The organism is Microbacterium aurantiacum (genome assembly GCF_021654035.1).
Taxonomy (GTDB): Bacteria; Actinomycetota; Actinomycetes; order Actinomycetales; family Microbacteriaceae; genus Microbacterium; species Microbacterium aurantiacum.
In genome coordinates this window covers 359,632-383,928 of sequence record NZ_JAJPDW010000002.1, presented here as the reverse complement: position 1 = coordinate 383,928, position 24,297 = coordinate 359,632, and the positions used below count along the sequence as shown (strand labels likewise).

The window sequence follows — 24,297 nt, the reverse complement described above, 5'->3', positions numbered from 1 at the left end:
TTGGCCGGAGCGGGAGGTGCGTCCTCCCGCTCCGGCGGGCGGTCTACTGTGCGGGGGTGATGTTCCAGAGGTAGGGCACCGCGTTGTCGCTCTGCATCTCAACGACGGTGTCCGCGTTCGTGAGGAAGGCGCTCTGGTTGCGGAACACCGGTGCGTACCAGGCCTGCTCCACGATGTAGGTGTTGAGCTCGGCGCCGATCGCTTCGGCCTCGGCACCCTCCGCGGTGCGCAGCTCGGTCATGTACTCCATGATCTGCGGGTCCTCGACGCGGAAGGGATTCCACGTCGACCAGGGGAGCATCGAGAACTGCATCGTCTGCCACGGCGTCGGGTCGACCTGCAGCTGCATCGAGAAGGCCTCGTAGCTGCCGCCGAGGAGCTGTCCGAAGAAGTCGTCTCCGGACATCTCCCACACGATGTCGAAGCCGCCTTCGCCGAGCTGCTCGGAGTAGAGCGCGAAGGTCGATTCCGGCACGAAGTCGGTCGAGGGCATCGTGATCGTCACGCCGTCGGGGTACCCCGCCTCGGCGAGCAGCTCCCGCGCGCGCTCGGGGTCGTAGGGGTAGGCGTCGTCGAGCGCGTCGACGTACGCGCCGGACGTGGTCGAGAAGACCTGGGTCGTCGGGGTGCCGTAGCCCCCGGCGAGCGCCTGGACGAGACCCTCTCGATCGAGCGACAGGTTGAACGCCTGACGCACCAGGGGGTCTCCGAGCGCCGGATTGAGCGTGCCGTCGCGGTCAGCGAGGACGAATCCGGTCCAGGTCTGCTCGATGAGGTTCGCCGTGTACCCGGCCGCCTCGGCCTCCGGGATCTGGGTGGGGGTCTGGGTGTTCGTCGCATCGACCTGGCCGCCCTTGACGGCGTTCATGAGGGCCGTCGCGTCGCCGTAGACGTTCATGATGATCTCGTCATAGTGCACGGACTCGGGATCCCAGTAGTCCTCCTTCGCCTCGAAGACGTAGGTCGAACCGGGGACGGTGCCCGAGGCGTCCAGCGTGTACGGTCCTGTGCCGATCGGCGTCGTCTGCGCGTCCGGAGAATCCCACATCGCCGACCCGCCGACGAGTCCGGCGTTCTGGGTCAGATATGTCTCCATCGCCGGATCGGGCTCGGACAGGATGATGACGACGGTGCCGGCGTCGGGCGTCTCGACGCTCTCGACCGCCGCGAGGAAGCCGGCGTTCTCACTGGTTCCGTCGCGGAAGCGCGTGAGCGACTCCGCGACGACCTCCGAGGTCAGGGCCTCGCCGTCGCTGAACTCCACACCCTCGCGGAGCGTGAGCGTGAGTTCGGTGCGCTCGTCATTCCACACCCACTCGCTCGCGAGGCCGGGGACGACCGTGCCGTCCGGCTCGGCACGCAGCAGCGTGTCGTAGACCGCTTGGAGATACGGGGACTGGTTCGCCCACGACGCCTCCCACGGGGCGAAGGACGTCAGCGGCGTGACCATTCCGAGACGAAGCTCCGCGTCGTCGGCCCCACCTCCCGGCGTCGAGGAACAGCCGGCGAGAGCCAGCGCGGAGACGGTGCCGAGTGCGGCGAGGGTGAGGGCGGTCTTGCGGTGCGTCATCGCACGTCCTTCCGGGTACGGGTGATTGCGACTGCGGCGTCGTGCCAACGTCGTCACGCTAACACCAATTTCTTAGAGGGCAAAGGTTTTTATCGTGTTGTTATCTTGATGCGATGGCGACATCGGTGAAAGCCCGCGGGGAGTACCGCAAGACCGCTCAGCGTCGAGAGCAGATCGTCGACGCCGCCTTCTCCGTCTTCTCGCAGGTCGGCTTCAGCGGCGCCACGGTCGCGGAGATCGCCAAGCGCGCCGGCATGACCGCGCCCGGTCTCACCCACCACTTCGCCAGCAAGACCGAGCTCCTCGAGGCCGTTTTCGAGCGCCGTGACCTCGACGCGCAGACCCGTCTGGAAGGGCGCAGTGGCCTCGACCTCCTGCGAGGGCTCGTCGCGATCGCCGAACGCGACGAGGCCGACCGAGACCTGACTCGCATGTTCGCGATCATCGCCGCAGAGGCCACAGACGTCGATCATCCGATGCACGAGTACTTCCAGGATCGATACGCACTGATCTACGACAACGTGCTCTCGAGCTTCCTCCAACTGCAAGCCGATGGCCTGCTGCGGGGCGACATGCTCCCCGCCGACGCGGCTCGGACGTACGTCGCCCTCTCCGACGGCCTCCAACTCCAAGCTCTCTATACCGACTCCGGCATACATCAATCCGCGGTGATCCGCCGCATCCTGTCGGGCTTCCTTGCCGTCCCGCTGTAAGAGGCGGACGCTCACCCGCGCGCGAGATCGGGGCCGTACGTGTTCACGGCCCGCGCGTGGCGCACGGCATCCAGCGGGATCCGCGCGACCGCGACGTCCTCGCTGTCGCCGAGGAGCACCGCGTGACGACCGAACGGTGTCGCGATGCAGCTGCGGCCGGTGAAACCCGGGCCGCAGTGGTTGGCGTACGCGATGGCGACGCCGCTCTCCAGAGCACGCGCGGGCACCTGCAGCGTCGACGTCAGCGACGCGGAGTACCGCCACGCCTCCCCGAGCCCGACGACGCCTTCCTCGGCGACCGGCACGGCGGTCGGGATCAAGAGGATGTCGGCGCCCGCGAGCGCCTGCGCTCGGGCGAATTCGGGGAACTCCACGTCGTAGCAGATGCCACCGCCCCAGGAGACACCCGCCCACGTGAACGGCGGCGCATAGGCGTCCGCTGGTGTCATCCACGCCCGCTCGGTCTCGCCGAACAGGTGTCGCTTGCCGAATCGGACGACCTCTCCGGCATCCGGATCGAACAGCGACGCGGTGATGCGGTGCGCGGCGCCCTCGACGCCGGTGACGGACTCGACGCTCGAGGCGACCAATGCGATCTGCTCGGCGCGCGCGATGGCCGCCAAAGAATCGCGTACGGCCGCGCCGTCGTGACGCCACGCTCGGTCGGGGGCGTATCCGGTCGCGAACAGCTCCGGGGTCACGACGAGGTCCGCACCGAGATCGCGCGCTCGCGCGGCCAGGCGGGCGAGGGTCACCAGGTTCCGGTCGACGTCATCGACGACGGCCTCGGACTGCGCCACGGCCACCACGGGGGCCACGAGATCATCCATTTCGTCCTCCTGACGCAATCATCGTTGACACCCGCGTCCTGACGCCGCCATGATGTCACAAACCAAAACGGATTTGGTTTAGCCCCCCGCTCTCCACATCCGTCCACCTCACCCGAACAGAGGATCCCCATGTCGACACAGAGACGTGCCGCCGCCGGCACCACCGGCGTCGAGTTCGAACGCGCCATGATCGCCGGAGGCACCGAGCCCGCCGTCGCGTCGGAGCTCGAACGACGCATCGCGGTCATCGAATCCGAGGAGAAGGACGACTCCTCGCGCCTCCCCCTCACCGGAGCCGAGCTGGCCGTCTACGTCGGCGTGACCGTGGCCGCCGTCGCCATCGGCGCTGTGATGGTGATCCTGTGAGCGCGCGCGATGCGAAGGCGACGAGCTCCCGCGCCGCCGCCCGCCGCTCGGCCGCCCGAGACCGCGCACCCCTCGCCGACCCGATGCTCTCCAGCGAGCACGTCTTCGGCACGTTCCCGCTGCTGAAGAAGGAACGCACCTGGAGCGCGCTCGACTTCACGTGGGTGAACACCGCGCTCGCGATCGCGACCTGGGCCTTCCTGGTCGGCGGGTCCACGGCCCTCCTCGTCGGCTTCCAGGCCGGCATCGCCGCGATGCTCATCGGCAACGCGATCGGCCTGTGCATCATGGTGCTCGCCTCCGTCGTCGCCTCTCAGCGCTGGGGGTCCGAGCAGTACACCCTCCTCCGCGGCGCCTTCGGGGTGGTGGGTGTCGGCATCCTCGTCTTCACCGTCATCCTGATCACCGAGATGGGCTGGTCCTCGCTCCTCGCCGTCATGGCCGGTCGCGCCACCAGCCAGGTCGCCGCGACCCTCACCGGCGCCGAACTGGACCAGTACGGTCCTCTCGTCACCGCCGGTGGGCTCGTCGCGATCCTCCTCGCCTGGTGGGTGCTCTCGCGCGGGCCGGTGACGATCGGGCGCTTCAACGCCTACATCGCCCCGGGTCTCGCCGTGATCACCGTCATCATGATGGTGTTCCTCGTCATCAACACCTCGTGGGGCACCCTCTTCACCGCAGCCCCGCTCGCCCCCTTCGACAACGACGTGCTGAACTTCATGATCGCGGTCGAGTTCAACGCCGGCGTCGGCGTCTCCTGGTACCCGGTGATGGGGTCGCTCGCGCGCATGACGCGCACGCGCAAGGCGGCCGTGTGGCCGGCCTACGGCGGTCTCCTCATCGCCACGCTCGTCGCGCAGATCGTCGGGATGGCCGCGGCACTCACCCTCGGAGACTCCGACCCGACCGTCTGGATGGTGCCCTTCGGCGGCGCCGTGCTGGGCGTGGCGGTGCTCATCTTCATCGCCTTCGCCAACATCACCTCGATGTCGTCGATCGTCTACTCGACGATCCTGGCGATCCGTCAGTCGTCGGGGAGGCTTCTGGCGCGCGTCCCCTGGAAGGTGCTGACCGCGGCGTTCTTCGTCCTGCCGGCGATCATGACGTTCTTCCCGCAGTTCATGTACGAGCAGTTCATCGTCTTCGTCACGCTGTCCGGCGCCTTCCTCGCATCCGTCTGCGGTGTCGCCCTCGCCGACTACTTCTTCCTGCGGAAGCAGCGGATCGACCTGCGCGAGATCCACCTCGGTCAGCGCGGCACGCTGTACGCGTTCCGAGGCGGAGTGAACTGGGCCGGGATGATCTCCCTGCTCCTCGGCGCGATCTTCTACCTGTGGCTGTACAACCCGATCACGCTCGAAACGCAGCCGGCCTTCCTCGTGATCACGGCATCCGTTCCCGCCGCCGTCGTCGCGGCGGTGGCCTACCTCGCCCTCACCGCGGCGTTCTACCGCACCCGCCCTCTGGAGATCACCCGATGAGCGACGTCCTCACCACCACCGCCGCCGTCTACACCGGATCCGAGCGACTCGACCTCCGCGAGGTCACCCTGCGCGCTCCGGGTCGCGGCGAAGTGCGCGTGCGCATCGGCGCCTCCGGTGTCTGCGGATCCGACCGCCACGTCCTCGACGGCGACTGGCAGATGCCGACCCCGACGATCATGGGCCACGAAGGCGCCGGTGTCGTGGAGGCCGTCGGCGAGGGCGTCACGTCCCTCGCGGTCGGCGACCACGTCATCATGACCTGGTTCTACCCGTGCGGCACGTGCGCAAGCTGCCGACAGGGGCGCACCTGGGTGTGCACCGGTTCGCGGTCGGAAGAGTGCCTCCTCCCGGACGGCTCCACCCCGACGACGATCGACGACGCCCGGGTCTACCCCTATCTCGCCGTCGGATCGATGAGCGAAAGGGTGGTCGTCGCCGAGCAGGCCGCGATCCGGGTGCCCGCGGAGGTGCCGTTCGACGTCGCCGCGCTGATCGGATGCTCCATCGCCACCGGCGTCGGCGCGGTCGTCAACGACGCCCGCGTCCAGGCGGGGCGCTCGGCCGTCGTGATCGGGGCCGGAGGTGTCGGCCTCAGCATCATCATGGGCCTGGCCCTCGCCGGCGCGAGCCCGATCATCGCGGCCGACGTGAATGACGACGCCCTCGCCCTCGCGAAGGAGTTCGGAGCGACGCACACGGTGCGCTCCGGTCCCGACCTCGCCGAGCGGGTGCGCGAGATCGTCGCGGACGGGGCGGACTTCGCCTTCGAGGCGATCGGCCGTCCCGATACGATCGCCCTGATGCCCACCACCCTCCAGCGCGGCGGAACCGCCGTCATCGTCGGTCTTCCGCCGCAGGACCGCCCGGTCCCGATCGACGCGCTCGCGCTCGCCGAGGAGGGGAAGGCACTTCTCGGGTCCAACTACGGCGGAACGGTGCCGGCGCGTGACTTCCCGATGCTCTCGCGCCTCTATCTCGACGGGAAACTCCCCATCGATCGGCTCATAACCCACCGCTTCGCGCTCGCCGACGTCAACGACGCCTTCGACCTCATGCGCGCCGGCGCCAAGGGACGCAGCGTCCTGGTTCTCTGATCCGATCGGAAACGGATGCCCCGTCCCTCGCAGAACATCCTCTCGACGAGCGCGATCGCCCGCGCGGCGCTCGCGCTCGTCGAGGAGAAGGGCGACTTCACGATCCCCGGTATCGCGCGGGCACTGAAGGTGAACCCCTCCTCGCTCTACCACCACCTGCCGGGCGGACGGCTGGAGATCATCCATCGGATGCGGGAGGAGCTGTACGCGCGCATCGACGTGCAGGCGCTGCGGGACGGCACCCGGTCTCCGGAGGAGCGCCTCCGCTCCTGGATGGGCGACGTGCGCGCGGCCCTCGCGACCGCCCCCGGGGTCGTGATCGTCCTGGTCTCCTCCCCCGTGCAGGACGCCCTCACCCTGGCGATCTACGAGGCGCTGTTCGAGATCCTCCGTGACTTCGGCACCCCGGTGGACCGCCGAATGGCCTTCGCCGCCATGATCGACGCGGTGGTCCTCGGTTCGGCGGTGGATGCAGGATCGCCGGTGCCGCTGTGGCAGGCGGACCCGGCGGAGAACCCCGAGCTGTTCGCCGCGGCGGCCCGTGAGGACGACGCCTCGCGTGCGTCTGCGGGGTTCGCGCTGGCCGTCGACGTGGCCATCGCTGCCGTGCAAGCGGCCGCTGTGACGACATCGCCGTGAAAAACGCGGGAAATGCCAACGCCGGCGGCCCTCAGATCGGCCCTCAGCATCCGGATCTCCCGCGTTTTCGACGGGTGGCGGGCCGCCGCCGACCGGGCGCCGGCCGTCAGTCGACGCGGATGACCCGGCCGTCGAGGACGTCGAGGTAGATCTCCACGTCGTCGGCGAAGCCGATCTCCCACGCCACGGTGTCGCCCTCGGTCGTGAGGTCGGCGTCGTCCAGACGCGCGGTGCCGGTGTACTCGGATACGGCGATCCCGATCGCCTCGGAGAGGCTGATCTGCACACCATTCAGGCGTCCCGCGTCCTCTCCGTCGAGCGAGTCGTCGCGCTCGCTGCGCAGCACCTCGGTGCCGGCGGCATCCACGACGACCTCGAACTCCTCGCTCTCGACCGCGACGCGGACCTCCCAGTTGCCGCCGTCCTCGTCGTCCAGCTCGAAGGCCATCCCCCCGGCGGTGCGCTCGGCGAGGTCGACCGCGGCGCGCGCCGCCTCGTACTGCGCGACGACGTCGGCGTCGGACCCCGACCCGGCGGCCGGAGCGGATGCCGAGGGCGAGGCGTCCTCGGCGGGAGCACCCTCCGCCGACGGAGCCGGACCGACGGGATCCACGGGCTCGGGCGGCGAGCACGAGGTCAGTGCGAGGGCGGTTGCGGCCAGACCGACGGCGAGCGCGCGACGGAGCGGGAACGATGAACGAGCCATGCGTCCAGCCTGAACGCCCACGACCGGACGCGCCGGTCCCTTGCCTCGCGCGCGCGAGGCTGATAGGCGCCGGCGAAACGTCCGTGTCATGCGGGTCTGGTAGAGATGTAAGGCTTGTCCCGGCCCTCGCGGGCTTCCTCTGCACCCTCACCCCAGGAGATCACGTGCGACTTTCCGTCATCGGATGCGGTTACCTCGGCGCCGTCCACGCGGCCGCCATGGCCTCGATCGGCCACGACGTGGTCGGCATCGACGTGGACGAGCACAAGATCGCCGCGCTCTCGAAGGGCGAGGCTCCCTTCTTCGAGCCGGGCCTGCAGGAGATCCTCACCGAGGGGATCGCGTCGGGGAAGCTCCGCTTCACCACCGACATGGCCGAGGCCCGCGGCGCCGCGGTGCACTTCGTCGGGGTCGGCACGCCCCAGCAGAAGGACGGCTACGCCGCCGACCTCACCTACGTCAACGCCGCCGTCGACGCGCTCGTCCCCTTCCTCGCCGAGGGCGACATCGTCGCGGGCAAGTCCACGGTTCCGGTCGGCACCGCCGCCGCGCTCACCGAGAAGGTCGCCCCGACGGGCGCGACCCTGGTGTGGAACCCCGAGTTCCTCCGCGAGGGCTGGGCCGTCCAGGACACCATCGACCCCGACCGGCTCGTCGCGGGCGTCCCCGAGGGCGCCGCCGGCGAGCGCGCCGCCGACATCCTCCGCGAGGTCTACCACCCCTCGGTCGCGAAGAACACGCCGTTCATCGTCACCGATCTCGCCACCGCTGAGCTCGTGAAAGTCGCCGCCAACGCGTTCCTCGCCACGAAGATCAGCTTCATCAACGCCATGGCCGAGATCGCCGAGGTCACCGGCGCCGACGTCACCACGCTCGCCGACGCGATCGGGCACGACGCCCGCATCGGACGCCGCTTCCTCGGCGCCGGCATCGGCTTCGGCGGCGGCTGCCTCCCCAAGGACATCCGCGCGTTCTCGGCTCGCGCCGAAGAGCTCGGCCGCGGTGAGTCGATCGCGTTCCTCCGCGAGGTCGACGCGATCAACCTCCGGCGGCGCGACCGCGCGGTCGAGCTGGTCGTGAACGCCCTCGACGGCCAGGTGTTCGAGCGGAAGATCGCGGTCCTCGGCGCGGCCTTCAAGCCGCACAGCGACGACATCCGCGACTCCCCCGCCCTCGACGTCGCCGTCCGCCTGAAGGGCCTCGGCGCGAACGTCGTCGTCACCGACCCCGAGGCGATCGAGAACGCCCGCCGCATCCACCCCCAGCTGACCTACGTCGCCGACCTCGACGAGGCGCTGCGCGACGCGGATGCCGTCATCGTCGTCACCGAATGGGACGAGTACCGGCGCGAGCTCGACCCCACGCACGCGGCGTCCCTCGTCGCCCAGCGGGTCATCGTCGACGGACGCAACTGCCTGGATGCCGCCGCCTGGCGGGCGGCCGGCTTCACCTACACCGGGATGGGCCGCCCCTGACGGTTCCGTAGGCTGGGCTCGTGACGACCCCCACCCTCCCCCGCCCGGCACGGACCGCCGGACGGGTGTTCGTGATCGTCCTGGCCGTGCTCGTGGGCCTGACGGTCCTGGCTGCGGCGTGGATCGGCATCCGCGGCGCCCTCGCCTACGGCCACCTGCGTGACGCTCAGACCGCTGCGGTCGCCGCGCGCGCGTCGCTCGCCGATCCCGCGACCGCCGCCGACGCGATCGCGGAGATCTCCGCGGAAACCGCCGCCGCGCACCGCCTCACGAGCGATCCGGTGTGGCGCGCCGCCGAGGGCGTGGCCTGGATCGGCCCGCAGCTGCGCGCCGTCTCGACGGTGGCGGCGTCGCTCGACGACGTCGCGGGATCCGCCCTCGCACCGCTGGTCGACGTGGCGTCGTCGTTCTCGGTGGATTCCCTCGCACCCGTCGACGGACGCATCGATCTCGCCGCGTTCACCGCACTGGAGGAGCCGGCCGCCGCGGGAGCCGCCGGGGTGCGCGACGCTGCCGCGGCCCTCGACGGCCTCGACCGCCCTGCGCTCCTCGCGCCGCTCCGCGACGCCGTCGACGAGGTCTCCGACCTCCTCGACGAGGTCCAGCTCGGTGCCGGTGCCCTCGCCCGGGCCACCGCACTCATCCCGGGCATGCTCGGCGCCGACGGCCCGCGGAACTACCTGATCCTGTTCCAGAACAACGCCGAGTGGCGCTCCCTCGGGGGGATCCCGGGCGCGGTCGCCCTCCTCTCCACCGACGACGGACGGATGTCGCTGGCCGCGCAGGAGTCCTCCGGCGACTTCCCCACCTACGACACCTCGGTCCTGCCGCTCGGCCCGGAGGTGCAGGGCATCTACGGCGAGCGTCCCGGGCGCTGGATCCAGAACGTCACACAGGTCCCCGACTTCCCCCTCGCCGCACAGCTGGCGCAGGAGATGTGGGCGCGCGGGCACGACGGCCAGGTCGTCGACGGCGTGATCGCGATGGATCCCGTCGCCCTGTCCTACCTCCTCGAGGCGACCGGACCAGTCGAGCTGCCCACGGGCGACGTCCTCACGAGCGAGAACGCCGTCCCCCTTCTCCTCAACGAGGTCTACCTCCGCTACGAGAACCCGTCCGATCAGGACGACTTCTTCGCGCTCGCCGCGGCATCCGTCTTCGATGCCCTCTCCACCGGCGGGTTCAGCCCCGCCGACCTCGTGAGCGCCCTGGCCCGCGCCGGCGACGAGCGCCGCCTGCTGCTGTGGAGCGCCCACGAGGACGACCAGACGCTGCTCGCCGACACCACCCTGGCCGGGGGTCTTCCCCGGACGGATGCCGATGTCGCACGATTCGGGGTGTACCTGAACGACGGCACGGGGTCGAAGATGACCTACTACGCCGGCGCCGACACCACCGTTGACTGGACGTCCTGCATGGCGGGCCCGCGCGGGGTCACCGGTCAGGCCGAGCTCACCGTGACGGTCCGCAACGACGCTCCGGCGGATGCCGCCACTCTTCCGGGCTACATCACCGGCGGCGGCAGCTTCGGCGTGCCGCCGGGCGTCGCCCGCACCGTCGGGTACCTCTACCTGCCGGCCGGCTTCACCCTCGCCGATGCGACGATGAGCGACGGGAGCGGCTTCGGCGGCGGTGTCCACGACGGCCGCCGGGTCCTCACGTTCTCGGTCGACCTGGCCCCTGGAGAGAGCGCCACCGCGACCGTCCGGGCCGACACCGCCGAGCCGTCGGCATCCGTGCTGGAGGTCGTCCAGACCCCCGGGGTGACGGCATCGGCGGTCCCCACCGCGGCGTGCGGGAGCGCCGCGCCCTGACCCGATCGTGACCGTTCTCTCATCCCCCCGACACGAGGCGGTCACAGGTGCCGCTTAGACTTGGCGAGCCATGAGACGACTCCCCACGTTCTTCGCCGCCACGACGATCGCCGCCGTCGCGGCTTTGAGCGTGCCCGCCGCAGCCCACGCCTCGACCATCTATCCGCCGTCGGGGTCGTGCACCGCGACGCCCGCCACGGCCGTTCCGGGGGGCACGACGCTCTTCGCGTGCGACCCCGCCACCTTCTCCGCGAACGAACCGGTGACCATCACCGTCACGGGAGAGAACGCTTCGGATGCCGTCATCGGGATGATCCGCACCGTCTCCACCGCGAGCGGAAACGCCGTCTCGACCGCCGACGGCTCGCTCGCCGGGGTCCGCATCACCTTCCCCGCCGATGCGCGCGGCACCTACAACATCGCGGCGTTCTCCTCGACCTCGGCCGGCGGCACCTCCGCGGTCTCGGTCACGAACCCGGACGGGAGCCTCCCGGTGACCGGCTTCGACAGTGCGACGATGACCGGTCTCTGGATCGGCGGGGGCCTCCTCCTCGTCGCCGGCGCCGCCCTCGGCGTCGTGGCGGTCGTGCGCCGCCGCCGCGACAGCCTCTGACGCGCGGCCCCTGCCGGTCCCGCACCCTCAGCGGCGGGATGCCGGAACCCGCGGACGCGGCGGCATCGCCGTGACGGGCGCCGCGATCTGGTGCTCCTCCTGGAGCCAGCGGACGAAGACCACGACGAGCAGGCCGACGCACACCCCGGCCATGTTCGCGACGAGGTCGAGGACGCTCGGCGTCCGACGGTCCAGCAGCAGCGCCTGCGCAGTCTCGATCATGAGGGTCGTGAGGAACCCCAGCGGGAGCACCAGCCACGCCTGCCGTACAAGCAGGGTGACGAGCACGCCGAACGGGACGAAGAGGGCGATGTTCGCCGCGAACTCGATCCGGTCGTACGTCAGCACGGGGAACACCCGCGTGATCGCATGCAGGAGCGGGCCCGCCCCGCTGTCCACCGGCACCGGCCAGAACGCGATGGCCGCCAGCGCGACGGCGTAGGCCAGGAGCACGAGGGCGGCGGGTCTCGAGCGGTGCGGCACCCGCCGAGCCTATCCGCGCCGCGGGTCCCCTCGAGGGCATCGTGTTTCCGGCGCGTGAATTCTCGCGCCGGGCGCAGAAAGTGGTGCGGCCCGCGGTGGGGAGACCGCGGACCGCACACCCGTCTGTAAAGATGCCGGGGCTCGCACCCGAAGCAAGCCGTCGGCGACGGGGAGGTGAGGATGCTGGGGACACCCTCCCCTCAAGGGTAAGCGAAACCCGCGCGCGGCCACAGCATGCGGTGCGCGGGATGCGCCGGTGTCTCACTGCCCGACACGGGCGCGCAACACCGGGCAACCGTCGGGAAATCCGCCGGTGCCAGGGTGGGCGGCATCCCGACACCCGGTGCATCCCCCCCATCCGGAAGGACCCGCTCCCGCATGCCCGAGAACACCCCCGCACGGCGTCCGCTCCAACGACGCTCACGCGCCGTCGCGGCCCTCGCCGCCGCCACCGCCCTCCTCGGCGGCTCCCTCGCCCTCGCACCGTCCGCGGTCGCGGCCGAGGCGCCACCGACCATCGGTGCGGTGAGCATCACCGCCCCCGCCGCCGCGGATGAAGGCGACACCGTCGAGGTCGTCATCGCCGTCGACGCCTCCGCCGACGTCTTCGCCTACGAGCTCGCCGTCACCTACGACCCGGCGCTGCTCGGCCTGGTCGACGGGGAGAGCACCTTCCCGACCGGCGGCTTCGACGCCGTCGCCGACGACGCCGGCACCGCCACCTTCACGCACACGCGCCTGGGCACCTCACCCGGCCTGTCGGGTGCGCAGGAGCTCGTGACCTTCTCGTTCACCGCCCTCGGTGGTGGCACCGCCGAGATCGCAGTGTCCGACGCGACGTTCCTCAGCGCCTCCGGCACAGCGATCGGCCTCCCCGAAGGCGCGGTGGTCTCGGCGACCACGGCGCTGACGGCCGCGCCCGAGCCGCCGAGCCCGTCGCCGACGCCCACGTCCTCGGCGACGACTTCCCCCCTGCCGCCGACCGATGACGCCACCCCCGCCCCCGACACCGCCGGCCCGCCGCTCGCGGTGACCGGTCAGGACGCAGCCGTCTGGATCGTCCTCGGCGTCCTCGCCGCGGGCGTCATCGCCGTGGGCGTCGTGATCGTCCTCCGTCGTCGGGCGGTGACCCGATGAGCGCCCGCTCCGCCTCCTCGACCCCTCTCGCATCCGCCCCCACGACCCGGAGGACCCCCGCGGTGAAGACCCCCACCTCCCGAGCGATCGCGACCCTCGCGATCGCCGGCACCCTGACGGCCGGCGCGGTGACGCTCCCCGCGACCGCCGTCGCCGACGACACGGCATCCGCGCCGTTCCTGATGCCGTACTACACCGAGCTCGACCTCACCGGCGACCACCAGGTCACCGCGGACGATCTCGACGTCATCGCCTCCGCCTTCGGCACGACATCGACGGATGCCGGATGGGCGGCGGTGTCGAAGGTCGACCTCGACACCGACGGCGTCATCACGGTCGCCGACCTCGCCGCGGCCTCGCAGCGCATCATCTACGACGACGGACCGTTCGAGCTCGTCGAGGCGTCGGTGATCGAGATGCAGGCGGCGATGAACGCCGGCGTCACCACCTCGGTCGAGATCACCCAGGCCTACATCGACCGGATCGCCGCGTACGACCGGGTCGCGCAGGGCGACGGTCAGCGGGCGCTGAACTCCATCGTCACGGTCGGCTCCGCGCCGGCGCTCGCCGCCGCGGCCGCCGCCGACGCCGTGCGCGCCGAGTCGGGGCTCACGAGCATGCTGCTCGGCATCCCGGTCGCGCTGAAGGACAACTACAACACGCTCGACATGCCCACCACCGCCGGCTGCGGATGCTGGGACGGCAACCAGACGACCACCGACGCGTTCATGGTCGAAGGCCTCCGGGCCGACGGCGCCGTGATCCTCGCGAAGGCGAGCATGGACGAGTTCGCCGTCAACCTGTCCTCGACCTTCAGCGCCGGGCAGGCCGCGGGATCGACGCTGGACGTGTCGAGCCCGTACAACACCGCGCGCAACGCCGGCGGCTCCTCCGGCGGCACGGGCGCCTCGATCGCGGCGAACTTCGCCGCTCTCGGCTTCGGCACCGACACCGGCGGGTCGATCCGCATCCCGTCGAACTACAACCAGCTCGTCGGTGTCCGCCCCACGGTGGGCCTGGCCAGCCGCGACGGCATCGTGCCGCTCGCCCTGTCGCAGGACACCGGGGGCCCCATGGCCCGCTCGGTCGTGGATGCCGCCGTCGCCCTCGACGCGGTCGTCGGCATCGACGACGGCGACCCGGTCACCGCCCGCCAGAGCGGTCTGGTTCCCGCGTCGTACACCTCGGGGCTGTCGTCGACCGCCCTGGAGGGCGCGAAGATCGGCTACGTCACGGCGATGATCGGCTCCAACACCAGCACGGTGCGTCTGTTCGACGCCGCGATCGCCGACCTGCGCGCGCAGGGCGCCGAGGTCGTCGAGGTCGCCACCCCCGAGGGCTGGGCGGCGATCCTCGCCGAGGGCAGCGGTTCGGGCCCGGAGTTCAACCACGACCTGCAGATCTACATCGACGCGTACCTCAACCCCGCGGTGACGACGCGGAGCCTCGCGCAGATCAGCGAGTCGCCGAACATCATCCCGAACCGCGGCATCACCGCGAGCAACCCGAACAACGCCACCTACGTCTCGCGCTCCCGCGTGACCCCCGAGGCGTACGAGGCGTGGGCGGGGCCGGAGGGCACGCACACCCTGCAGCTGGCGCGCGGCAAGCAGATCGTCACCGCGATGATGGAGGCCGAAGGTCTGGACGCCCTCGTCTACCCGACGGGAAACCCGTACGGCACGATCGGGACGAACATGCGCCTGAGCCCGAACACCGGTCTCCCCGCGGTGACGGTGCCGATGGGACAGGCCGTCGAGGGCGAGCAGATCCCCGGCGGTGGAGCGAACATCGAGTTCCTCGGTCGCGACTTCTCCGAGGGCGCCCTGCTCGGGTTCGCGTTCGACTACGAGCAGGCCACCGGTCACCGCACGTCGCCGACGCTGTACCCGGCGCTCGACTGACCGCACCCCCGCTGCCCCCGAGACCCGAGGCCCCGGCATCCGCATCAGGATGCCGGGGCCTCGGCGTCATCTCGGAGTCGGTGTCGGGGTGGGTGTCGGCGTGGGCGTCGCCGTGGGTGTCGGCGGGAGCACCCGCCACGGCGAACGGTCGTGGTCGGTGAGGCCGAGCGCGGGGTCGTCTCCCTGCGTCCACCACTTCGCGACGTACGGGATGCCCTCGAGCTGGACCCGGTCGCCCGCGGTGTACACCGCCTCGGGCTTCCAGACGGGGTAGGTCCCGTCCGGCACGGTCGGCGGCGCATACGGCGCATCGTTCGCCATCACCGGGCCGACGAGCGTCCAGGGGGTCTCGTCGCCCTCCAGCGTCGGGTCGTCCGGTTCGGCGTCGCCGAGCGTCCACCACTTCGCGCTGTAGACGTTGCCGTGCCACACCACCCGCACGCCGGTGGAGTACGCCGTGTCCGGCGACCAGATCGGATACGGGCTGGTCTCGGGGTCGTCCGCCACGGGCGTCGGAGCCGTCGTCGGGGCCGCCGGGGCGGCCGGCATGCCGTCGAACCCCTCCGAGAGGATCGCGGCGAAGCTCTCCCCCTTCTGGTCGATCCCGCTGCACGAATCGGACACGATCTGGATGTCCGGATAGTTCGCCCCGCAGGTGCGATCGCGATTGAGCGACCACATCGACATACGGCCCAGCGCGTGATCGGAGGCGAAGTCGTGGAGCATCTCGGCATCGCGGAGCGTGAAGACCTCGCCGGCGACGTCGTTCTGGCCGATCATGGGTGTGACCCCGAGGATCGCCCACGCCCCCTCGGGCGGGAGGTCGACGTCCATGCGGTCGTACAGGGTCGTCAGCTGTCCGCGCGTGGCGGTGACCGCGTCGATGGCGATGTCCCCCATCGACCGGTCGCCGAGGTCGGTGTTGTAGTTCATCGTCATGACGTTGACCCCCGTGAGGTCGACGCCGGAGGAGAGCATCTGACGCACCACCGTGAGGCCCTCGTCGGTGAGACCGTCCATCGCCACCGGGAGGGTCAGCCACACCTCCAACGGCTGTCCCGCGCGCTCACGCTCCCGTTGCACCTGCGCGACCGCAGCGGCGCGACGGTAGCCGGCGGCCTCGTCGCTGAGGTTGGCGTACTCCAGGTCGAGATCGATCGTGCCGACCCCGTACCGCTCGATCACGTCGCGGTAGGCGGCCGCGACCTCGCCGGAGGTCTGGCAGGCACTGGCGAGCTCGGTGTTGATCGCGCCGCCGAAGGACACCACGATGTCGGCGCCGCCCTGCCGAAGCCGTGCGACCCGGCGATCGAGGTCGAGTTCGCGCTCGGCCTCGTCGAGGCCGTAGAAGGTGCCCCACGACGGTTCGCAGACGTCCTCGGCCTCCGCCACGACGAACGCGAGGACGATCGCCGCGTCCTCCCCCACCGTCGGGGTGTCCGACACCGCCGCGGCGGGGACGTCGAAGTAGCCGCCGAACCAGCGGGGTCCGGCCACGGTGGCCTCCGCTGCCGCCTGTCGGCCGAGGACCGCGCCCACGACGAACGGGGCCGCGACGATCGCGGCGACCACGGCGACGGCCGTTCCGACCCGCCAGGGCGACAGGCGCTTGCCGGCGTGCCGACCGCGCGTCGCGACCCTCACGACCGACCCCCCGGCGCCGGGTGGCCCTGCCGGAGCACCGTGCGCCAGTCGGGGCTGTCGTCCTCGCCGTCGCCGGCGCGGGACGACGCGGGAGCGGCATCCACCCACATCCAGTCCGTGAGCCCGATCCAGGTGTCCACGAGGGAGTTCCGGATGCCGATGTTGGCGAGGATCGCCCACGAGCAGCAGAACGCGTTGAACGCCGAGAACGCGAGGGTCCCCCACGCGCCGTCGAGCCAGCTGCGCCAGGCGACGAAGAGCGAGAAGCCCACGATGACGTAGGGCGCGACGACGTAGAGCACCTGTGTGGCGGTGCGGTCCTTCACCTTCGGCGTCCGGGCGAAGGGGATCTTCTTGCCCGTCAGCCCCTGCTGGATGGACTTCAGCACGCCGGCGATGTTCACCGGCAGCAGGATCAGGTTGAACCCGTAGATGCGGAAGATGTCGGTGCGCTTGTAGCCGCAGTAGTGCAGGTCGCTCGCCATGGCCAGGAAGTACGGGAGCGCCCCGATGAGGACGAGCGGACTGACGAGGCGGCTGTCGTAGGGGTAGGCGAGGAGGAACACCAGGCCGAGGCTCGCCCACGCGATGGAGGCCATGTAGTTCGCGCGCAGGGCGATCTCGCCGATCGCCATCGGCTTGTGGGCAAGGCGGTGCGCGCGCATCTGCCGCCAGAACTTCGGCAGGATCAGCAGGCCGCCGTTGGCCCATCGCCGCCGCTGGACCACGAGGGTGCCGAAGTCGGGCGGCGTGGCCGAGTAGCTGAGCCGCTCGGGGTAGTTCACCAGCGTCCACCCGTGCTCACCGAGATCGACGCTGGACTCGGTGTCCTCGATCACCGTGCGGTCCTGCACATAGCGGCGGACCTCGAACCCGTCGACGGTGTCGATCTCGAGGATGTCGTCGAGTGCCTCCATGCGGATGACCGCGTTTGCGCCGACCCAGAAGGTGGCGTTGTGGGCCGTCATCCCCTGGTGGAGGATGTGCTGCACGTCGGTCGTCGCGCCCGAGAGCCGCTCGACCCGGGTCGGAGCCCCGCGGAACGACGAGTACGGGGTCTGGGTCACGGCGACCTTGGCGTTCTCGGGCTGCTCGAGGAAGTGCACCAGGCGCAGGCAGTAGTCGCGCAGCAGGACCGAGTCGGCGTCGAGGGTGAGGACGAACTCCGAGTAGGGCACGTCGAGGTCCGCTTCGGCGGCAGTCGTCACCGGGCGCAGGAGCAGGCCCAGTTCGGTCTGCTGCTCGGCGAAGCGCCCCCCGAGCAGACCGATGTAGGAGTTGAGGTTCATCGCCTTGTTCGCCTCGTGCGACAGCGACGCGTAGCGCTTGCGCTCGAACGAGGTCACCTCGGCGGAGAAGATCCACACGAGGCGCCGGAACAGTTCGCGCATGCGCTCGGCGGGGACGACCGCCCCTTCGTCGAGCGCGGTCATGACCGCCCCGGCCGTGGCGTCGAGGTCGTCGGCGAGGCCGAGCACCACCTCGTCGACGAAGAAGTCGTCGACGTGGTCTTCGCGCGCGTGCGTCGCCGCGAGGGCGCGGAGCCAGTCGACGGCGGCGGTGTAGACGTCCACGAGCCTGACCATCAGGTCTTCGTCCGCCTGTCCGGATGCCGCGATCTCGGCCTCGCAGTGCGCAAGGGCCTCGCGGAAGTCCGCCGCGGGACCGGCGAGCGCCCGCGTGATCTCGGGCCCGATCCGACGGGTCTCGGCGAGCTTGGCCGCCACGGCCGGGTCGGCGGGGTCGGGGTTGTCGTCGATGAGGAGGACCACCCGCATCGAGGGGTACTCCTGCAGCGCCGCCGACCAGAGGGTCGTGCGGATCACGCCGGGCTCTTCCGCGTACGAGGGCACGAGCACGGTGAGCGGACCGTGGCTGAACGAGAAGTGCCGATCGAGCTCGGCGCGGTCAGCGCGCCGATGACGGGCGAAGCGCTCGTAGGCACCCTGCCGGGCGACGAGGTACATCAGGGCCGAGAAGGTCAGCACGCTGATGACGAGCAGGTAGGAGACGGCTTCGATGACCCGCCAGGTGGAGTCGAAGGCGCCCGCGAACAGGAGCGTCACGGCGACGGTGAGCATGTACAGCGCCCAGACGGCCACCGTCACCCAGATCGCGACCTGCCCCCAGATGAGCTTGGCGGTCGAGGGACGGGCATGAACCGCGGGGAGCGGGGGCCGCGGGCGTTCCGTGCCCCACTGCCGGCGCCGTCGTCGGGACGCGACGGGCGGCGCGGTGGGCGGGGCGTCGTCCTCGATCGCCGCAACCGCCGGGGACAGGTTGTCGGCGTCGGGGAGGCGCGTCGGATCGTCGGCGAGATCGACCATCGGCGGTGTTCACTTTCGCGAGGAGGGTGCCGCTTCACGGTCACGGCCGATCAGACTCTAGGGCCGAACTGCACCGCCGCGCAGGGCGTTACCGCCGATCTTGGCCTTCTCTTGATCCCGCGTTGAGGTTCGTCGCCTTCCCCGTCAGCGGCCTCGCCGTCACCAGGATCGGCAGGTGGTCGCTGTCCCCCTGTGGGAGGGTGCGGACCCGATCGATCTCGAACCCGATGGAGGTGGCGAAGTCGTAATGGCCGCGGAAGAAACGGTAGCGGGTGTAGGTGCGCGAATCGCTGAGATTCAGCTCGTACCCCTGATCGCGGACGCGCTGCCCCAGGTTCTCCTTGAAGACCGGGTAGTTGTAGTCGCCGACCATGAGGGTGGGGAGTCCGTCGCCCATGAGCTGCAGCTCCGACAGGGCGGTGCGGATCTGGTAGCGGCGGAGGGAGTTGAGCGCCGTCAGCGGGGCCGCGTGGAACGACGCGACGACCACCTCGTGGCCGTCGTCGATGTCGTAGAGCTTGACCCCGAGCAGGCGCTCCTCGGCGGGCTTGAGCACCCGGTCGTGCAAGGACTTCTTCAGCGCCATCATCCGGACGTCCACCGCGCGGAAGGTGTTCTCCCGGTAGTAGACCGCCAGGCCCAGGCGGTTCCGCTGCGTCGAATCCGCCAGGCGCAGGCCGTCGATCCGCTCGGGGATGTCTTTCGTGTCCGCTTCCTGCAGGCACAGCACGTCGGCCGCGTGGCGCTCGACGAGGTGGGCGAGCTCCCCGACAGCGCGGTGCTTGCGCAGGTTGTACGAGATGACTTTCATGACGGGGACAGCCTAGGACTCCCGCGTGACGATCGGGTATCGCGCACGTGGATCCGTCGTGTACTCCCAGGTCGCGGCATCCGCCGGCGTCAGAGCTCGCGGCGGGCCCGAGTCTGCTCGGCCCGGAGGGACAGCAGCTCGTCGGCGGGGTATCCGACCTCGGTGAGGGTGAGGCCCCGCGCGGCGAGGACCTTCACCTCCGGCACCCGCTCACGGGCGTCGCGGATGCGCACGACGTCCTCGGCGGACAGCCGCCCCTCCCCGACCGCGACGCACGCCCCGACGAGCGCGCGGACCATGCTGTGGCAGAACGCGTCGGCCTTCACATGGGCGACGAGAACACCCTCGTCGTCCCTCCGCCACGAGAACGCGAGCAGGGTGCGGATCGTCGTGGCTTCCTCGCGCGGCTTGCAGTAGGCGGCGAAGTCGTGGAGGCCGATGAGCGATCCGGCGGCGGCGTCCATCGCGTCGGCGTCGAGTCGGCCGCGGACGAACGTGGTGCGGTGACGTTCCAGCGGGTCGTAGGTGTCGTCGGCGATGCGGTACTCGTAGCGCCGCCACACCGGGGAGAACCGCGCATCGAATCCGTCGGGAGCGCGGCGGACGCGCCGCACGGTGACGTCCGCGTAGGCCCCGAGCGCACCGTTGACGCGGCGCGCGAGAGCAGCGATGCCGCCGTCGTCCTCTCCCTCCCGCGCGCGCCCGCGTGCGAGGCGCGACGCCTGTGCGTCGTCGAGGTCGAGGTGGGCCACCTGCCCGGTCGCGTGCACCCCGGCATCCGTCCGCCCCGCGACGACCAGACGGCCCTCGCCCCCGAGGACGCGGGCGAGGGCCTCCTCCAGCGTCTGCTGCACGGTGCGCAGGCCCGGCTGCCGCGCCCAGCCGCGGAAGTGGGTGCCGTCGTAGGAGATGTCCAGGCGGAGGCGCACCCGTTCAGCCTACGGCGGGGCGCGGGTAGAGTCCGAGGGTGGAAAAGCGCAGGCGACGCCTCAGCACGGTGATCGGCGCCGTCATCGTCGCCGTGCTCGGGACGGCGGGCGTCGTCGTGGCGGGATTCGTCCTGTGGCAGATGCTGTTCGCGCCGGCCGAGGGTCCGCGCCCCCCGGCGCCCGGGGACGCCTTCTTCGTCTCCCCCGACTCGTTCGCCGCCCGCGCCGCCGCGGAGGGCGGGGAGGATGCCGCGACCGAGGCCGCCGCGTACCTCGCGGCCCAGCCGACCGCGGTGTGGCTCACGCCGGAGACGTACCCGACCGACAGTGTCACCGCCGCCGTCGAGCAGATCCTCGCCGAGGCCCGCGCCCAGGACGCCGTTCCCGTCCTCGCCGTCTACGGCCTGCCGGATCGCGACTGCGGCAACTTCTCCGCCGGCGGGCTGGATGCAGCAGACTACCCCGGCTGGATCGACGCCATCGCCGCGGGGCTCGCCGCCGAGCCCGCGCGATCGACCGTCGTCATCCTCGAACCCGATGCCCTCGCGCTCGACTGCGACCGCCCGGAAGTGCGGGCGGCGCAGATCGCCGACGCCGCCTCGCGGCTCGCGGCGGAGGACACGTTCCTCTACGTCGACGGCGGCCATTCGAACTGGCGCTCCCCTCGGGAGATGGCGACCCTCATCGCCGAGGTCGCCGAGGCGGCCCCCGGTGCGCTCCGCGGCTTCGCCACGAACGTCTCGAACGCGAACTCCGACGCCGATGAGACCGCCTACGCGCGGCAGCTCGTCGGGCAGCTGGAGGCGTGGGGTTTCGACGACCTGCACGCCGTGATCGACACCTCCCGCAACGGCGCCCCGCACACGGGGTCGGAGTGGTGCAACGTCCCCGGGCTCCGGGTGGGCGTGCCCTCGGGGACCTGGGGCGACGATGTGATCGACGCCAACCTGTGGATCAAGCCGCCCGGCGAGAGCGACGGCACCTGCAACGGGGGTCCGCCCGCGGGGGCATGGTGGCCCGAGGCGGCGGTGGAACTCACGCGCGACGTGCGCTGAATCCACAGCGCGTGCGCCGCTAGGCTGACGAGGACGTGGACCGCAAGTCCATAACAATCGGGTGGGGGCGCCCGTCTGCTGTGTACCATGGCGCTGACCCATGGCTCCTGAGGTGTTCGCACCCCGCGGCGCTACCGCGCTCCACTCCCCTCACCATCGAGAGATCCCCATGAACGACTCCAGCGGCGTCCCCAAGACCGCGGTCATCGTCGAAGACGACGCAGAGATCCGCCACCTCCTCGTCGAGGTCTTCGAAGGGGCCGGGTTCTCGACCGTCTCGGTCGGCAACGGCATCGACGGCGTGCAGGCCGTCATCAGCTATCAGCCGACGGTGACGACGCTCGACATCAACATGCCGGGCATCGACGGCTTCGAGGCCGCCCGGCGGATCCGCCAGCAGAGCGACACGTACATCATCATGCTCACGGGGCTCAAGGAGGAGGCCGACCTCGTGCTCGGACTCGGCGCCGGAGCCGACGAGTACCTCACCAAGCCGTTCCGTCCGCGCGAGCTGCGCGCCCGCCTGGATGCGATCCTCCGCCGGCGCGAAACCGCGCAGTCGGCCGGTGCGGGAACGACGGCCGCGCCCGCTCCTCGTCAGGAGCAGGTCGGGCCGTCGTTCCCGGGTGGGCGGCACCCGGTGTCGCGACACGGCGACACCGATGCCGTTCCTCCCCCGCCGTCAGGGGCCTCCGCGACCATGGTGATCGCGGAGTCGGGTGGCGAGGTCCCCGCCTCGCCTGCCTCCGACGGCGCCCTCGAGCACGTCGGGTCGACCGCGGTGCGGCACCGCGACCTCGTGCTCGATCCTGATTCGCGCATCGTCCTGATCGACGATCGCGAAGTCGATCTGACCCGCACCGAATTCGACCTGCTGGCCACCCTCATGGAGTCCAAGCGTCGTGTGCGGACCAAAGCCGATCTCACCCTGGTCCTGCGGGGCGAGTCGTACGTCACCAGCTACTTCGTGGGCGAGGCCGACAAGCGCGCCATCGAGGCCCACATGACCAACCTCCGGCGCAAGCTCGGCGACTCCCCCACCAACCCGCGCTACATCGAGACGGTGCGCGGAGTCGGCTACCGCCTGACGGCGGAGGCCGGCTCGCCGGCGTGACGCCGGGCCGCTCGCGGCCCGGGCGCTCATACCTGGAAGCCCTGGTGACGACGGATCAGTTTGAAGAACATCATGAGGGTCTGCAGGACCGTGATGACGCCGACGATCGGCCAGCCGACCCACAGGATCGTGGACTGCGCCACCGGCGGGAGCACCACCCAGATGACGGCCATCGCCACGAGGGACGCGATCAGGAGCACCAGCGGAACCCAGTAGGTGCTGCCGCCGCCCTTCTCGGCCTTGGCCTGCATCGCCCAGTTGTCGACCTTCTTGCGCGAGAGGAATCGGGTCCACGAGCGCAGGAAGTGGCTGATCCGCACCCACATGAAGACCTCGGCGGGGGCGACGAGCCCGGCGAAGAGGACGTCGCGCGCCGTGCGGTCCTTCATGGTGAAGGCGATGCGCATGTTCAGCGCGACCGCCATCGCCGGCGGGATGAGCCACCACGGGGAGAACACGAACGCCCCGATCGACAGCGAGCCCGCGAGCAGCACGAGGAAGGACACGCGGACGAAGAAGTTCGTGAGCATGCCGACGTTCTCGAACCAGCGCAGGCGCAGGTTCGGGTGCAGCGGCTGGCCCTTGGTGTCGCCGCGCTGCCCCGGCCACATGAGCTCGATGGCGCCGTAGGTCCACTTCACCTGCTGCGCGTCGTACGAGCGGAGGGTGGTCATGCCACCGACATCCGCGCGGGCGAAGGGGCTGATCTTCGTGAGGTATCCGGCGCTCTTGATCTGCAGAGACAGGAGCGAGTCCTCGACCTCGCTATCCTTCACCCAGGGGGTGGACTGGTGGTTCTGCACCATGACGTCGCGCAGAGCGGCGGTGGAGAAGATCGAGAACTGACCGCCGAGCACGGCCATGTTCCGGCCGCGCAGGAGGTTCTGCATGTTGAACGCCGCGAACTGGGTGCGCTGACCCGAGATCAGGAACTTCGCGATCGCCCCCTTGATCGGACGGTCGTCGATCGAGTAGATCGCCGAGATGCCGCCGATGCGGGTGTCGGACATCGCCTCGCTCTCGAGGTACTCCACCGCTTTCGGATCGGCGATCGTGTCTCCGTCGACGCCGAGCAGGTAATCGTAGCCCTCGACGAGCGCGAAGCCGTAGTTCAGGGCGCCGACCTTCTTGTCGGGGTTCTTGCCGATGTCGTGGACGAACACCTCGGTGAACTGCTCGCCGAGGTCGGTGACGACCTCGTGCGGGCCGCTGTACTGCGACGCGATCTTCACGGTCTTGTCGGAGGTGTTGTTGACCACGACGTGGATGACATCCGGAACGCGGGTCTGCCCGAGCAGCGACTCGATGACGTCGGCGATCGACTCCTCCTCGTTGTACGCGGGGATCACGCAGCCGATCGTGGAGCGGCCGACGATCGCGTCGTCGAGGACCGACTCGAACTCGCGGTCGATCTCGCGCTCGATCGGCTCGGTCTCCTCGAGCTGCTCGATGACCGTGCGAGCGAGCGCGCCGCGGCGCACCAGCGTGGTGGAGGGAGTCGTCGTCATGGCTTCCACTCTTCCGGGCCGACCGCAAGACGCCGCCGAGCGCGAGCGAACGGTTCCGCAAGGAAACCTCAACGCGACCGC

Annotated in this window: 21 protein-coding genes; 12 read left to right on the top strand and 9 right to left on the bottom strand. The window is 70.6% G+C overall.

Annotated features, from left to right (window positions below; all coding sequences use genetic code 11):
- Positions 1–43: 43 nt before the first annotated feature.
- Positions 44–1,570, bottom strand: a complete 1,527-nt coding sequence (locus LTL01_RS07270) for an ABC transporter substrate-binding protein (protein WP_236967999.1) — start codon at positions 1,568–1,570, stop codon at positions 44–46.
- A gap of 113 nt (positions 1,571–1,683) precedes the next feature.
- Here LTL01_RS07270 and LTL01_RS07265 point away from each other — a divergent pair, with 113 nt between their 5' ends.
- Complete coding sequence (locus LTL01_RS07265) at positions 1,684–2,283, top strand: TetR/AcrR family transcriptional regulator (RefSeq protein ID WP_236967998.1); 600 nt, start codon at positions 1,684–1,686, stop codon at positions 2,281–2,283.
- An 11-nt stretch (positions 2,284–2,294) separates the two neighbouring features.
- Here LTL01_RS07265 and LTL01_RS07260 read toward each other — a convergent pair whose 3' ends face one another.
- On the bottom strand, positions 2,295–3,113 hold the full coding sequence (locus tag LTL01_RS07260; RefSeq protein WP_236967997.1) for a nitrilase-related carbon-nitrogen hydrolase: 819 nt from the start codon (positions 3,111–3,113) through the stop codon (positions 2,295–2,297).
- Between the two features lie 129 nt (positions 3,114–3,242).
- Here LTL01_RS07260 and LTL01_RS07255 point away from each other — a divergent pair, with 129 nt between their 5' ends.
- From LTL01_RS07255 to LTL01_RS07240, 4 genes are read left to right on the top strand one after another with little or no spacing between them, the layout of a single operon-like run.
- Positions 3,243–3,479, top strand: coding sequence for a hypothetical protein (locus LTL01_RS07255; RefSeq protein WP_236967996.1), 237 nt, complete (start codon positions 3,243–3,245; stop codon positions 3,477–3,479).
- Complete coding sequence (locus LTL01_RS07250) at positions 3,476–4,960, top strand: purine-cytosine permease family protein (RefSeq protein ID WP_236967995.1); 1,485 nt, start codon at positions 3,476–3,478, stop codon at positions 4,958–4,960. The genes LTL01_RS07255 and LTL01_RS07250 overlap by 4 nt, the downstream gene beginning before the upstream one ends.
- Entirely contained in the window at positions 4,957–6,057 is a 1,101-nt protein-coding gene (locus LTL01_RS07245) for an alcohol dehydrogenase catalytic domain-containing protein (RefSeq protein ID WP_236967994.1), read from the top strand. Before LTL01_RS07250 ends, LTL01_RS07245 begins: the two co-directional genes overlap by 4 nt.
- A gap of 15 nt (positions 6,058–6,072) precedes the next feature.
- A complete protein-coding gene (locus LTL01_RS07240; protein ID WP_236967993.1) occupies positions 6,073–6,696 on the top strand; it encodes a TetR/AcrR family transcriptional regulator in 624 nt (207 codons plus the stop codon).
- 106 nt (positions 6,697–6,802) lie between these two features.
- Here the strand turns inward: LTL01_RS07240 and LTL01_RS07235 are convergent, their stop codons facing one another.
- Entirely contained in the window at positions 6,803–7,402 is a 600-nt protein-coding gene (locus LTL01_RS07235; RefSeq protein WP_236967992.1) for a PepSY domain-containing protein, read from the bottom strand.
- Positions 7,403–7,566: 164 nt separating this feature from the next.
- Between LTL01_RS07235 and LTL01_RS07230 the strand changes: the two genes are divergently transcribed.
- The 3 genes from LTL01_RS07230 to LTL01_RS07220 all read left to right on the top strand — a co-directional run bounded on the left by LTL01_RS07230 (position 7,567) and on the right by LTL01_RS07220 (position 11,304).
- The gene (locus LTL01_RS07230; protein ID WP_236967991.1) at positions 7,567–8,877 is read left to right on the top strand and encodes a UDP-glucose dehydrogenase family protein; all 1,311 of its coding nucleotides are present in this window, start codon (positions 7,567–7,569) and stop codon (positions 8,875–8,877) included.
- A 20-nt stretch (positions 8,878–8,897) separates the two neighbouring features.
- Positions 8,898–10,691, top strand: a complete 1,794-nt coding sequence (locus LTL01_RS07225; protein WP_236967990.1) for a DUF4012 domain-containing protein — start codon at positions 8,898–8,900, stop codon at positions 10,689–10,691.
- Positions 10,692–10,761: 70 nt separating this feature from the next.
- Positions 10,762–11,304, top strand: a complete 543-nt coding sequence (locus LTL01_RS07220; RefSeq protein WP_236967989.1) for a cell wall protein — start codon at positions 10,762–10,764, stop codon at positions 11,302–11,304.
- Between the two features lie 27 nt (positions 11,305–11,331).
- On the opposite strand, the gene LTL01_RS07215 is transcribed toward LTL01_RS07220, so the two are convergent.
- Positions 11,332–11,787 (bottom strand): VanZ family protein, encoded by a 456-nt coding sequence (locus tag LTL01_RS07215; RefSeq protein WP_236967988.1) that lies wholly within the window; start codon positions 11,785–11,787, stop codon positions 11,332–11,334.
- A 378-nt stretch (positions 11,788–12,165) separates the two neighbouring features.
- On the opposite strand from LTL01_RS07215, the gene LTL01_RS07210 reads away from it, so the two are divergent.
- Both LTL01_RS07210 and LTL01_RS07205 read left to right on the top strand, forming a co-directional pair.
- Positions 12,166–12,924, top strand: a complete 759-nt coding sequence (locus LTL01_RS07210) for a cohesin domain-containing protein (protein ID WP_236967987.1) — start codon at positions 12,166–12,168, stop codon at positions 12,922–12,924.
- A gap of 62 nt (positions 12,925–12,986) precedes the next feature.
- Entirely contained in the window at positions 12,987–14,828 is a 1,842-nt protein-coding gene (locus LTL01_RS07205; protein ID WP_236967986.1) for an amidase family protein, read from the top strand.
- 66 nt (positions 14,829–14,894) lie between these two features.
- Here the strand turns inward: LTL01_RS07205 and LTL01_RS07200 are convergent, their stop codons facing one another.
- The 4 genes from LTL01_RS07200 to truA all read right to left on the bottom strand — a co-directional run bounded on the left by LTL01_RS07200 (position 14,895) and on the right by truA (position 20,539).
- On the bottom strand, positions 14,895–16,472 hold the full coding sequence (locus LTL01_RS07200) for a chitinase (protein ID WP_236967985.1): 1,578 nt from the start codon (positions 16,470–16,472) through the stop codon (positions 14,895–14,897).
- Positions 16,469–18,799: a glycosyltransferase family 2 protein gene (locus LTL01_RS07195; protein WP_236967984.1), complete on the bottom strand. Its 2,331-nt coding sequence runs from the start codon at positions 18,797–18,799 to the stop codon at positions 16,469–16,471. Before LTL01_RS07195 ends, LTL01_RS07200 begins: the two co-directional genes overlap by 4 nt.
- 88 nt (positions 18,800–18,887) lie before the next feature.
- Entirely contained in the window at positions 18,888–19,610 is a 723-nt protein-coding gene (locus LTL01_RS07190; protein WP_236967983.1) for an endonuclease/exonuclease/phosphatase family protein, read from the bottom strand.
- 89 nt (positions 19,611–19,699) lie between these two features.
- Positions 19,700–20,539 (bottom strand): tRNA pseudouridine(38-40) synthase TruA, encoded by an 840-nt coding sequence (truA, locus tag LTL01_RS07185; protein WP_236967982.1) that lies wholly within the window; start codon positions 20,537–20,539, stop codon positions 19,700–19,702.
- A gap of 38 nt (positions 20,540–20,577) precedes the next feature.
- Between truA and LTL01_RS07180 the strand changes: the two genes are divergently transcribed.
- Together LTL01_RS07180 and LTL01_RS07175 are read left to right on the top strand one after the other, a co-directional pair.
- Entirely contained in the window at positions 20,578–21,594 is a 1,017-nt protein-coding gene (locus tag LTL01_RS07180) for a glycoside hydrolase family 6 protein (RefSeq protein ID WP_236967981.1), read from the top strand.
- 169 nt (positions 21,595–21,763) lie between these two features.
- The gene (locus LTL01_RS07175) at positions 21,764–22,708 is read left to right on the top strand and encodes a response regulator transcription factor (protein ID WP_236967980.1); all 945 of its coding nucleotides are present in this window, start codon (positions 21,764–21,766) and stop codon (positions 22,706–22,708) included.
- Between the two features lie 26 nt (positions 22,709–22,734).
- On the opposite strand, the gene LTL01_RS07170 is transcribed toward LTL01_RS07175, so the two are convergent.
- Complete coding sequence (locus tag LTL01_RS07170) at positions 22,735–24,216, bottom strand: glycosyltransferase family 2 protein (RefSeq protein WP_236967979.1); 1,482 nt, start codon at positions 24,214–24,216, stop codon at positions 22,735–22,737.
- Positions 24,217–24,297 lie beyond the last annotated feature (81 nt).